7 protein-coding genes are annotated in these 12,620 nt (G+C 66.8%); 1 reads left to right on the top strand and 6 read right to left on the bottom strand.

Translation table 11 applies throughout. The features are described from left to right. Positions 1–63: 63 nt before the first annotated feature. The 4 genes from QN347_RS12345 to QN347_RS12360 are packed head-to-tail and all read right to left on the bottom strand — an operon-like array spanning position 64 to position 6,156. Positions 64–1,530, bottom strand: coding sequence for a hypothetical protein (locus QN347_RS12345; RefSeq protein WP_323494042.1), 1,467 nt, complete (start codon positions 1,528–1,530; stop codon positions 64–66). Next, positions 1,527–2,816: an N-succinylarginine dihydrolase gene (locus tag QN347_RS12350; RefSeq protein WP_322160082.1), complete on the bottom strand. Its 1,290-nt coding sequence runs from the start codon at positions 2,814–2,816 to the stop codon at positions 1,527–1,529. The genes QN347_RS12345 and QN347_RS12350 overlap by 4 nt, the downstream gene beginning before the upstream one ends. A gap of 27 nt (positions 2,817–2,843) precedes the next feature. After that, positions 2,844–5,201, bottom strand: a complete 2,358-nt coding sequence (locus QN347_RS12355) for a transketolase (protein ID WP_133186867.1) — start codon at positions 5,199–5,201, stop codon at positions 2,844–2,846. A gap of 52 nt (positions 5,202–5,253) precedes the next feature. Further along, positions 5,254–6,156 (bottom strand): LysR family transcriptional regulator, encoded by a 903-nt coding sequence (locus QN347_RS12360; protein WP_322160085.1) that lies wholly within the window; start codon positions 6,154–6,156, stop codon positions 5,254–5,256. Between the two features lie 138 nt (positions 6,157–6,294). On the opposite strand from QN347_RS12360, the gene QN347_RS12365 reads away from it, so the two are divergent. Further along, positions 6,295–7,704, top strand: coding sequence for an MFS transporter (locus QN347_RS12365; RefSeq protein ID WP_323494043.1), 1,410 nt, complete (start codon positions 6,295–6,297; stop codon positions 7,702–7,704). On the opposite strand, the gene QN347_RS12370 is transcribed toward QN347_RS12365, so the two are convergent. Both QN347_RS12370 and QN347_RS12375 read right to left on the bottom strand, forming a co-directional pair. Further along, positions 7,659–10,229, bottom strand: a complete 2,571-nt coding sequence (locus QN347_RS12370; RefSeq protein ID WP_323494044.1) for a TonB-dependent receptor — start codon at positions 10,227–10,229, stop codon at positions 7,659–7,661. The two genes, QN347_RS12365 and QN347_RS12370, sit on opposite strands and share 46 nt — an antisense overlap. 132 nt (positions 10,230–10,361) lie before the next feature. Continuing rightward, positions 10,362–12,446 carry a tetratricopeptide repeat-containing sulfotransferase family protein gene (locus tag QN347_RS12375; RefSeq protein ID WP_323494045.1) on the bottom strand — a complete coding sequence of 695 codons (2,085 nt, stop codon included), beginning with the start codon at positions 12,444–12,446 and terminating at the stop codon, positions 10,362–10,364. Positions 12,447–12,620 lie beyond the last annotated feature (174 nt).

The raw sequence follows: 12,620 nt of genomic DNA on the forward strand, positions 1-12,620 counted from the left end.
GATGCCGGATAACCGGACGGAAAATATTGCGCTGCGGAACTTTTTCTTACGTCAGGCGTGCGATCACCGTCGGAAGGGACGATCGTTGCGCAGATAGACGACTGCGCGATAGTCGTTCCGGGGCGTGCCGAACACCGGCCGATAATCGCGCGCAAGCGCTGCCTCGACCGCGGCATGGCTCTGCTCGTTCCACTCGGCCAGCGGGCGACTGGCGCTGACGATCACCGGCGGACGGTGCGCGAGGATACGACGGACCTCGGCGGCCTCGTCGATCCCCGTCGCGCCTCGCTCGGGCGCATAAGCGAGCGTCGAGGGGAAGGCATAAGCGGTCGGGATGCAGGCATCCGCGAGTTGATAGACGATCGCGTCGCCGATGAAGACATAGGGGCATTCGTGTCCGCTATTGGCCTTCACCACGCGCGCCAGCGCACGGACGCCGGGCGCGTCGTCGGGACGGATCGCCGCCTCGACCGCGAAGACGGTGAGCCCGGCGGCAACGATCGCGAGCGCGATCCGGCGATGCCGCCCGAACGTCACCGCCGCCAGCGTCAGCAGGGGTGGCAGCAAGGGCAGCGCATAATGATCGAAGAACACGCCGAGCAGCACGAACGGCACGAGCGCAGCGCCGAGCCACGCTGCCGCCAGGCGGATTTCGGGCCGCTGCCAATCGCGCCGCAGCGCCGTGGCGGCACACAGCACGAGCAGCAGGAGTTGCGCGCTGATCCCGGCGAGCCGGCGCAGCGTAAGGTCGATCGGATAGCTGTAATGGCCGCGCGCGAAGATCGAGGTGAAATTATCGTACCAGAATGCGCGGAAGGCCGCGGGGCCGAGCTGCCAGTAAAAGCCGATCGCCGCGAGCGTGGGAGCAAGACCGAGCGCCAGCCACACCAGCCCCGCCGCTCCGAGCATGCCGAGCTTTGCGCCGGCGCGTCGCAAATAGAAAAGATGCGCGAGACCGAACAGCGCGCCCTCAACCGCAGGCGTGTATTTGGTCTGGATCGCCAGCCCGGCGAGCAGGCATGCCCCCGCCCCGCTCCAGACGATCGCACGCGCGTCGCGTCGCTCCGCAAGCGCCGGGAGCCGCAGCAGCAGGACCGCGCCGAGCGCCATGAACAGGTTGAAGAACACCGGCGACTGCCCGGCGCGGCCGCTGAGCATCGGCAGCCATACGAGGTACGCCGCCCCCGCAATCAGCGCGCCCGCTGCATTCGCCCCCGCGATCCGCGCCGCGCGCCCGATCGCCCAGGCCGCCCCCACCGCAAAAAGCAGCGCGACGACTTGATAGGCGACGATCCCGTCGCCCGGCAGGAGTCGTGTCGCGGCATAGATCAGGAACAGCCCGATCGGTTTGCGGTCCCACAAGTCGATATACGGCAGCGCGCCGTGCCACATCCGGCTGCCGACCAGCGCGTAATATTGCTCGTCGGTATGGATGATCGGATTGCCGAAATCGGCGCCGCGCAGCGCAAGCGCGAGTAGCCCGAGCACTACCGAAGGGGCCGCCGAACGCAGCCGCTCGGCGAGGCTCAAAGCTCGCCGGGTCCGAAGCCGAGTCCGTCGAGCAGTGCAGCCCGTGCCGCACGGCACTGCCGCCACATCGCCGGGTCGCCGAGATCGTCGGGCGCGATCCGTTCGGGCCAATGCCGCTCAATCAGATCGGCGAGCAGATCGCAGCGCGCCGGTTCGAGCAGGAAGCGCGGGTCGATCGCCGCATAGGCCGCATCATCCACCGCGACGCGCAGCCGCAGGCACGCCGGCCCGCCGCCATTGCGCATCGACTCGCGCAGATCGAGCGCCTCGACCGAGCGGATCGGCCCATTGCCCGCGAGCATCGTCTGCAGCCAAGCCCACACCGCCGGCACTTCGCGGCACTCGCCCGGCACGATCAGCGCCATCGCACCGTCGGGCAGGGTCACCAGCTGCGAGTTGAACAGATACGATCGGATCGCCGCCTCGAGCGACACTTGCGCCGCGGGCACTTCGAGGATGATCGCCTCGGGCAATCGGCTACGGATGAAAGCATAGACCGCAGCCGGATCCTCGAACGCCTGCTCGTGCGTGAAAAGCACGGTTTCGTTGGCGACCGCAACGACATCGTTGTGGAACGCGCCCGCGGCGATCGCCGCCGCGCTTTGCTGGACGAGCAGCGTGTCGGCCGGATCGAGCCCATGGCGCCGCGCGACCGCCGCACTCGCGGTGCGGTTCTGGCGCGCGGGAAAGCCGCTCTCCTGGCGCACGCCATAGACGAACAGCTCGACTCCGCGCGCAGCGTGGCGCGGCGCCATCCGCATGAAGTTCGCCGCACCCTCGTCGCCGAGTGGGGACGGCAGCGCGTCGTGCACCGCAAAGTGGCGCGTGTCGCCCAACGCGAGGCGCAGCTGCCGCGCGGTCTGTGGCGCTTCGAGGCTGCGGTGAAGCATCGTCGAGAGATTGGCGACCGAGATGTGGCAGCGGCCGTCGCCGGTATCGGGCGCGGGCGAGACGGTGCCGGCATTGGCGGTCCACATCGCCGATGCGGCCATCACGTTGCGCAGCAGCCCGGGATCCTCGCGCCATGCCGCAGCGAGGACGGCATCGTCGTCGCCGGCAAAGCCGAGCTGCCGCAGCCACGTCGCATCGGGCCGATCGTGCGGCAGCAACAGACCTTGCGGCAAGCCGAGCGCCAGCATGTGGCGCATCTTGGCGATGCCCTGCAGCGCCGCCCCGCGCGGCGAGGACACCGCGCCGGCATTGCTCGCCGAGGCGATGTTGCCGAACGACAGCCCGGCATAATTGTGGCTCGGCCCGACCAGCCCGTCGAAATTGATCTCGCGCATGCTCGGCAGCTACCGCAATCGCCGCCGCTAATCCACTGGCCCGAGGCACAGCTCGGCGACCGCATCGACGATCGCCTCGGCATCGAGCCGATACGCGCGGAACAGATCTGGCAGATCACCCGTCTGGCCGAAGCGATCGGTGCCGAGCGGGCTCACGCGCATCCCGCGAACGCTGCCGAGCCACGACAGCGTCGACGGCGCGCCGTCGATGATCGTGACGAGCTTGGCGTGTGGCGCGAGCGCGCCGAGCAGCGTGTCGGCATGGCTCGACGCGCCCGCCCCGGTCCAGCGCCCGGCATGCCGCGCCGACCAGCCGCGATGCAGCAGATCGGGCGACGTCACCATCAGCAGCCCCAGACCCGGCACGTCGTCGGCGAGCAGGGCAGCCGCTTCGAGCACCTCGGGCGTCACCGCGCCGGTGAAGACGATCGCGATGTCGGCGTCCCCGGAGGGTGCTTTCAGCCAATAGCCGCCGCGCAGCGCATCGTCCTGCCAGCCATCGTCGGCCCGCTCGATCTGCGCGATCGCGCGCGTTGTCAGCCGCAGATAGACCGAGCCACCGTCCTCCGCCTGCATGTGCGCGAAGGCCCAGCGCATGATCAGCGCGAGTTCGTCGGCGAAGGCGGGCTCGAAATAGGTGAGCCCCGGCTGGCCGATCCCGATCAGCGGCGAATTGATCGACTGATGCGCGCCCCCCTCGGGCCCAAGCGTCAGCCCCGACGGCGTCGCCACCAGCAGGAAGCGCGCGTCCTGGTAACAAGCGTAATTGAGCGCATCGAGCCCGCGCGCGATGAACGGATCGTACACCGTGCCGATCGGCATCAGCCGCGTGCCGAACAGCGGCGCGGCAAGCCCGAGCGCCGCGAGCATCAGGAACAGATTGTTCTCGGCAATGCCCAGCTCGATATGCTGGCCCGCGCCGTGCCCCGCCCATTTCTGCGCGGTCGGGATGCGCGCGGCGGAAAAGACGTCCTTCAGTTCCTGCCGCCGGAACAGCCCGCGCTGATTCACGAACGCGCCGAGATTGGTCGAGACGGTCACGTCGGGCGACGTCGTGACGATCCGGTCGGCGAGCGGATGCCCCGATTTGGCGAGATCGAGCAGGATCCGCCCGAACGCCGCCTGGGTCGAGAGCTCGGCCCCATCGGGCACCGGCAGGCGCTCGGGCACCGCCACAGCCTGAGCCGGTTTCGCCGTGGCCGCCTGTGCCAGCGCACTCGCCTCGACCACCGCGCGCGCCGAAGCGGCGGCATTGTCGCCGAGCCCGCCATACGGCGCCCATTCCTCGCCCTCGACGATGCCGAGGTCGCCGCGCAATTGCGCGATCTGGCCGGGGTTCATCAGTCCCGAATGGTTGTCCTTGTGCCCCGCAAACGGCAGCCCGTAGCCCTTGACGGTATAGGCGATGAACAGCGTCGGCACGTCATCGTCGCAGCGCGCGAACGCCTCGAGCAAGGTCGCGATGCAATGCCCGCCGAGATTGGTCATCAGCGCGGCGAGCGCAGCATCGTCCTGCGCCGCGATGAGCGCGAGCGTCTCGCTTTGCCCGGCCAGATCGGCGTTCAACCGCGCGCGCCAGGCAGCTCCGCCCTGATACGTCAGCGCCGCGAACTCGGCATTGGGGCACGCGTCGATCCAGTCGGCGATCGCTTGCCCGCCGGCCTGCGCAAACACCTCACGCTGCTTCTTGCCGTGCTTGAGCGTCTCGACGCGCCAGCCACACGTCTCGAAGATATCGTCGAAGCGGCGGAACATGCGGTCCGCCGTCGTGCTGTCGAGCGACTGGCGGTTGTAATCGACGATCCACCAGCAATTGCGGATGTCGTGCTTATAGGCCTCGATCAGGCATTCGTAGATATTGCCCTCGTCGAGCTCGGCATCGCCCATCAGCGCGATCATCCGGCCCGCATCCGCCTCGGCCATCTCGCCATGCGCGATCAGATAATCCTGGATCAGCGAGGCAAACGCGGTGATCGCGACGCCCAATCCGACCGAGCCCGTCGAGAAATCGACCGGGATCGAATCCTTGGTGCGGCTCGGATAGCTCTGCGCGCCGCCCATCCCGCGATAGCGTTCGAGCGCGTCCTGGCTCTGCTGGCCGAGCATATAGTGAATCGCGTGCAGCACCGGCCCGGCATGCGGCTTGACCGCGACTTTGTCGTTCGGGCGCAGCGCGCCGAAATAGAGCGCGGTCATGATCGCGGTGATCGACGCGCAGCTCGCTTGATGCCCGCCGACCTTCAGCCCGTCGCGGCTGTCGCGCAGATGGTTGGCGTTGTGGATCGTCCAGGACGACAGCCAGCGCAGCCGCGTCTCGATCGTCTCGAGCACGGCGATGGTGGCGGGATCGGCGGGGTGCGCCGGCGGGGTAGCGATCATATCCATGCCGCCCCATAGCCGATTGGCGCGCGACCGCGAGGCCCCTTTTGGCGCGGTGTCATCCGGTGGCGACGGGTACCCCCTGGCGCGCGGCGAATTGTGCGATCAACCAGCTGCGCACCAGGCTGATCGTCGGATCGGCAAGATCCTCCGCGCGCAACTTGAGGTAATAGCCAAAGCCGTCGTTGATCACGCTGTCGTACGGCAAAACGAGCCGCCCGGCGGCGATTTCGGGCGCGAACATGTCGATATCGGCGAGCGCAACGCCGTCCGAATGTATCGCATAGCCGACCGCGAGCGCATTCGCGTCGAAGGCAAGCCCGCGCTCGACGTCGAGGCTGATCCGGCATTGATTCGCAAAAGTGCTCCACAACAGCCCGCGCGGTTGCCCCTCGAGCTTGACGTGGAGCAGCGGATTGTCCGCCAGAAACTGCTCGAGCGTCTTGCCCGCGTTGCGCTGCGCCACCTGCGGCGAGCAGACCGGCGCGACGCGCACCATCCACAGCAGATCGGTCACGCGATCATCGATGTTGGGCCGGTCGAACACGATCGCCATGTCGGTCTCGCCGCTCGGCAGGCCGACCGCGGGCGAGCTGGAAATATCGATCCGGATCGCGGGATGCTCGGCGTGGAACGCCTGGATCATCGGCATCGCGACTTGCTGTAACAGCGTCGGCGGGATGTGGAGCCGGATCGGACGGCTGGTGTCGGGATTGCCGCTGATCGCATCCATCGTCTGTTCGATCCGGTCGAACGCCTTGCGCACTTCGGGCAACAGCGTGCGCCCCGCCGCGGTCAGCGCGAGTGTCGGCCCCGAGCGGTCGAACAGTTTGTGGCCGAGCTGCTCCTCGAGGCTGATGACGTGCCGGCTCACCGCGCTTTGCGAGACGTCGAGTGCCTGCGCGCCGGCGGTGAAGCTCAACCGCTGGCCGACCGCATCGAACGCGCGGAGCGCATTCAACGGGAGCCAGCGCCGATTGTCCGGGGATGAGCGAGGAATAGCGAACTCCTGAGCGATGCGGGCCATGCCGAGGCGAAATACCAAGCGCGTTTTGCCACGCGATGCAACGCCGTGCGCGCCGCCGATGGGTCCGGGAAGGTGCGCAAGGTCTATCTGCCACGCCCTTCCGCCGCTACGAAGGTCGATCTTGCGGCGCGCTCGCGTGGCAGCCCGCAAGGCGTGACGGACGACGAAAAGATGGGGCCCAGAATGATGACGACGACACCGCGGCTCGAATCGGCGCGCTGGTATGTCGTGCTCGTGCTCGGGCTCGTCTACGCGCTCAACATCGCCGACCGCTACGTCGTGTCGACCGTGCTCGAGCCGATCCGCAAGGAATTCGGCCTGTCCGATTCGGGCGTCGCATGGCTGACCGGCGTGTCGCTCGCCTTCTTCTACATCTTCGTCGGGCTGCCGATCGCGCGGCTTGCCGACCACGCCAACCGCCGCAACATCGTGGCCGCCGCGATCATCCTGTGGTCGGCGGCGACTGCGGTGCTCGGTCTGACCCAGAATTACTGGCAGTTCCTCGTCGCGCGGATCGCGGTCGGCGTCGGCGAGGCGGGCGGCACCCCGCCTTCGACCTCGATCGTCGCCGATAATTTCCCGCGGCGGCAACGCGCGTTCGCGCTGACGGTCTACGCGCTCGGGCTGCCGCTTGGCGCGTGGCTCGGGTCGAGCGTCGCAGGCGCGATCGTCGAGCATTTCCACAGCTGGCGCGCGGGCTTCATCGCGCTTGGCGTTCCAGGCGTGGTGTTCGGTCTGATCATCCTGCTGAGCGTACGCGAGCCGGTGCGCGGGCGGTTCGAGCGGATCAGCGAAGCCAAGGTGCCGAGCGCGACTTTCCGCGAAACCTGCGCCTTCCTCTGGTCGCAACGCTCGGCGTGGCACATCAATGCGGCGGGCACGGTGATCTGCCTGTGGGGTTGGGGCCTGCTGTTCTGGACGCAGACCTATTTCGAGCGCGCCTATGGCCTGTCGACCGCCGAGGCGGGCGCGCGGCTCGGGACGATCTATTTCTGGGCGGGGACCGCTGCGACGATCGCCACCGGCGCTATCCTCGCGCTGCCGCAGATGCAGGACCCGAAGCGCATCGCCTACGGCCTCGCGGCGGTGGTCGCGCTGTCGACGATCCCGTCGTTCGTCATCTACTGGACGCACTCGCTCAGCCTGGCGACCGCGATGCTGTGGATCGTCGTGCCGGCGATCTATCTCTACGTCGGGCCGACGATGGCGCTGCTGCTCAACTTCCTGCCCGCCAACATGCGCGCGCAGGGGATGGCGATCAGCCTGCTCACCGCCAATGTCGCCAATCTGATTATCGCGCCGACCGCGGTCGGCTGGCTCAGCGACACGCTTGCCGGGCGGCTCGGCAGCAATGCCGAGTCGCTGCGGTATGCGCTGCTGGCGCTGTCGCTGACCGGCTTCTGGGCGGCGTATCATTACTGGACGAGCGTGCGGACCTATGCCGCCGACGATGCTCGGATCCAGGGGACGGGTGCCGCTTGAGGCAAGCACGAAAGGCGGTGGTCACGCGCCACCACCGTCACCCGCGAGCCGGCCTGGTAGATCGCGTAATAGGTCGCACGCTGGATATCGATCACCTTGACGCCGTCGAACAGATTGTTGCCGAAGATGCCGAACTCGTAATTGCCGATGTCATAGGCGATCGAGGCGCTGGCATTGTGGCTCTCTGGGATCACCGCATAGGTCTGGCTACGCCCGCCATTGCTCGCGCGGTCGACGATCAGCTTCTTGGACGTCGGGTCGAGTGTGGTCGAGAAGTCGTTGAAGGTCGTCTGCTGCGACGAGATATATTTGTACGTCGCCTGCAGATGGAGCGACCCGCGCCCGAGATCGGCATCGTAAAACGCCCCGGCCGACGCCGTGACACGCGGTGAATACGGCGTCCGGTCGCCGTCGAACGCGCCGACCGTCGGGATGTCGCCACGCGCGGTCGAATCGTTGAACGAGAAGCTGCCGTTGAGCGTGATGTTGCGCGTCGCCTTGACCGCCGCCTCGAGCTCGACGCCCTTGCTCGCGATCTTGCCCTTGTTGTCGGTGAAGAAATACGAACAGTTGAGCCGCAACCGCGTCTGCACGTCGGACCAATCGATGTAATAGGCGCTCGCGTTGAGCGTCACGCGCCCGCCCGCGAACTTGGCCTTTTCGCCGATCGTGTAGTTCCACAATTTGTCGGGCCCGAACGTTCCCGGTGCCGCGCTATACCCATACGAATTGAGCTGCGTCGTGCAGCGCCCGGCAAGCCCCGCCGTGCCGAGCGGCACCGGCTGGTTAGCGCCGCCATAGCGGAAGCCCTTGGCGGCTTCGGCATAGATCAGCACATTGTCATTGAGCTTGTACGAGATGTTGGCGCGCGGATTGACGCCGTTCGATTTCAGCGTCGAGCGGATCGACTGGGTGATGCCGGTCGTGCGCCCCTGCGCATCCTTGCCGAGGAGCACGCCGAACGCGCCGCCTTCGTAGAGATAATAGTTCTCCTTGAAGTTGAAGTAGCGCAGCCCCGCGGTCAGATCGAGCCGGTCGGTGACGTGCAACGTACCATCGGCATAGGCGGCGAACTGATGCTCGTGCACGTCCTGCAGCCCCGAGAAGATGTCGTTCGAGCTGAACGCGCCGTCGACGGTCTTCGAATCGTAGCGGCCGGTCGGCGTCGCGAACGGGCCGAACGCGGCGTTCTGGTACGACAGCGTGTCGAACCCGGCGACCGGAATGTCCTGGATCAGATGCCGGTTCTGCTTCTCGTAGAACGCGCCGACGGTCCATTTGACCGGGCCATCGTTCTTCGAGACGAGCCGCGCCTCGGCCATGAAGTCGTTGAGCTTCTGGTTGATCGTATAGTTCTCGGCCGGGATCAGGCTGGTGACCGCGTGGTCGTAGCGTGCGGGCGGAGCGTAGAGCGGATACTTCCCGGCGCCGGTATAGGGCGCGTAATAATTGGCGAAGTAATAGCCGATCTGCGGGTCGGGGCTCGCGTTGAAGCCGATCTTGCGGTCGGTGTACGCACCGGTGACGATCAAATTGGCGAAGCCCGCGTCATAATCGAACCCGCCGGTGTAGAGCTTGAACAGATCGCGCGTGCCCTCGGCGCCGTTGCTCTCGTACTGATACGGTTTCAGCCCATCGAGCCCGGTGTTGAGGCCCTTGGCACGGCTGTTTTCATAGGTGAAGCTGCCGTCAACGGTCAGCTTGTCGGTCGGCGTCCAGCGCATCGCGACGCGGCCCTGGGTCGAGCGGTTGCTGTTGGCGTTGTCGACGCGGTGCTGGCCGATATTGTCGATGAAGCCGCCATCGTTGCCGACGAAGATGTTGCCGCGAACCGCGAGCTCATCCTTGATCAGCGGGATGTTGACCATCCCGCGGACGTTATAGCTGCCAGCGCCATATTCGGTGGTCGATCCGCTCGCTTCGGCGGTGCCGAAGACGCTGCGCGCATCGGGCTTGGCCGTCACGAAGCGCACCGTGCCCGCCATCGAGCCCGCGCCGAACAGCGTGCCCTGCGGCCCGCGCAGCACTTCGACGCGGTCGAGATCATAGACCTTGAGGTCGGGCGTCTGGCCCTGCACCGAGATCGGCGTATCGTCGAGATAGACCGCGACCAACGGCCGATCCGACGTGTCCGAGGTGACATAGCCGCCCGTCGCCAGACCGCGCAGGTTGAACTTGTTGAACCCCGGCGCGCCCTCGGTGATGACGAGCGAGGGGGTGAACTTGGCGAGATCCGACAGATTGCCCTGCCCCGACTTGGTGATCTGATCGACGTTCACCACCGACACCGCGATCGGCACCTTCTGCAGCGATTGCGCGCCCGAACGCGTCGCTGTGACGACGATATCGTTGAGTCCTTCGCTTTGCGGCGCGGCTTGCGGCGCATCGGCAGGCGCCTGCGGCTCGGGCGCGGCGCGCGCGATGCCCGGCGCGATCAGCGCAAGCGCTGCCCCCGACGCCATGAGCCGCGCGACGATCCGCGCAGGACGCGCCGAAACGCTGTGACCGACAGAAAGATTCACCACGAAAGTCCCCTTTGCAACCCAGCTGCCCCACCAAGGCAGCCGTCGTGCAAGCCATTGCCGGCTCATGCCTTCGACGCTGTCCTTGATCCCCGTTCGATACCAAAAATCGGATAGGGGCATCCAATTTAGGCATCAATGCCGATTGGCGGTCGCCTTGGCAAGCGGTCCGAGCGCATCGACGAGCGGGCCGAGCCACGCTTCGAAATGGCGCCACTGGTCGAGGCCGTCGCGATTGATCGGCTGGCGGACCTGTTCCGAGCTCGGCGTGCGGACGGTCCGCTCGCTCTCGAAGAACCGCAGGCACTGCGGCTCGAACGGTAGCCCGCAATACGCGAGCAACCGGCGGATTTCGGTCTCGGGATCGTCGATGAGCGCCTCATAGTCGATGCGGTATACCCGGCCCGGCAGCACCGCATCGAAATGCGCCATCAGCGCGACGTAATCGGCGTAATATCTCCCGAGATCGCCAAGGTCGTAGCTATAGGCCTGCCCGCGCGCGAACGCCTGTTTGAACAGCGAGAAGCAGCACGCCATCGGATCGCGCCGGATATCGATGATCCGCGCGTTCGGCAGCATCAGGTGGATCAGCCCGGTGTGGAGGAAGTTGCCGGGAAACTTGTCGACCAGCCAAGGCTTCCCCGCGCGGTGGACCGCGGTGCGCTCGAGATACGCGGTGCCGAGCGCGGCAAAGGCGGCTTCGGGAACGTGCGCGATCGACGACGGATAGCCCGGGTGGCGCTGCGCCAGTTCGCGCGCGAGCGTGGTGATGTCGGGCAGTTCGGACGCGCCGTCGACCGCGCTGTGGCTGGCGAGGATCTGCTCGACCAGCGTCGATCCCGACCGCGGCATGCCGAGCACGAAGATCGGCCCGGCCTCCGCGCACCCCGCCGTGGCGTTGCGGCGGAACAGATCGGCGTCGAACGCCGCGATCGAGTCGGTCACGAAGCGATGCAACGCTGCGGCGTCATGCGGCTCGAGCGCGGCGCGCGCAGCATTGCCGCGAGCATAGTGGACGAACGACTCGGCGTAGCGTGCCTCGTCCTCGAGCGCCTTGCCCAAGGCAAAGTCGAGATACGCGCGGTCGGCCGGATCGGAGCTCGCCTCCGCCGGAAGCGCGAGCATGTGCGCGACCTCGGTGCTATCGAAGCGGACGGTCTTGAGGTTGGCGAGACTCCAATATGCTTCACCGTAGCCCGGCCGGAGTGTGACCGCACGGCGGTAGGCGGCGACTGCCTCGTCCTGCCGACCAACCGCGCGGAGCGCATGGCCGAACGCATGCCAGGCGTCGGCATCATCGGGGGTCGCTACGACGACCGCCTGATAGGCACGGATCGCCGCAGCCGCATCGCCCAGCTGCATGTGGATCGCCGCTTCGAGCATAAGGAAAGCGGCAAGACCCGGCAGCGCCTTGAGCGCGAGATGGATCGCCGCAAGCGCCTCTTGCCCACGCTCGAGCCGGTGAAGCGCGATCGCGTGTGCGAACTGTGCGGGGACGAAGTCGGGCGCAACGCGGCGCGCCTGGTCCAGCAGATCCACGACCGCCGCGAAATTTCCCTGCCGCAGCCCGATATCGGACAGCAGGCGCACCGCGCCGAGATCGTTGAGATCGATCCCGAACCGCCGCTGGAGCGCGCCGCGCGCCGCCGTATCGCGCCGCTCGAAGAACGCCGCAGCCGCCTCGTCGAGTGCGCGATCGGCGACGCAGCCAGGCACCATCCGCGCCTGCGCTGCATTCGCATCGATCGGGCGCCCGAGCAGCAGCAACTGGTCGCCAAGCGCGTGCCATGCAAGCGAGGATTGCGGATTGGCGCGCGTGGCCTGGTCGAGCGCATCGGCGGCGGCCTCCCCCGCCCCCAGTGCGGCAAGCGCCATGCCGAACTCGTAGTGAATCCCCCACGCCTGCGGCATGGCGGCGGCGAGCGGCGCCAACACATCACGCGCCTCGCGGATCTTTCCCACCCGGCGCAGCGCCGCGCCCAACAGGACGCGCGCTTCAACCGAATCACGTCCCCCCGCCAAGACGCCGTCGACACGAGCAAGCGCTGCTAGAGGATCGTGACCCAGCAAGCGCTTGGCGTCCGCCAGCGCGGATTGCATCGTCGAATTGTCCAGCCGCTTGGTCCCCGCTGCGATACCGTTCGGCGAGCCTAGCCGTACCGCCGCGCCAAATCCATCGAACGCGAGTTGGCTCCCGATGCCAAGGCGCAGACCCGCCACGGATTTGACCCGCCCTTGGCACCGGCTGAAACTGCGGGAAAACTTATAATAGATTAGTTTAAATTTGCTCTTTAGAAATAAATTAACACATATCAATGGCTTTGTTGCAAAACTGACGTTGGGGATTCCCGTAGGGAATCGAGTGGGATAGATGGGCGTGATGCCCAAACCTGC

Origin of the sequence: Sphingomonas sp. 10B4, from assembly GCF_035019905.1 — a bacterium.
Classification (GTDB): domain Bacteria; phylum Pseudomonadota; class Alphaproteobacteria; order Sphingomonadales; family Sphingomonadaceae; genus Sphingomonas; species Sphingomonas glacialis.

What these genes read in the sequence shown, in the direction of transcription:
- QN347_RS12350 (WP_322160082.1), bottom strand. Translation starts at nt 2,816, where the DNA reads ATGCGCGAGATCAATTTCGACGGGCTGGTCGGGCCGAGCCACAATTAT.
- QN347_RS12355 (WP_133186867.1), bottom strand. Translation starts at nt 5,201, where the DNA reads ATGGATATGATCGCTACCCCGCCGGCGCACCCCGCCGATCCCGCCACC.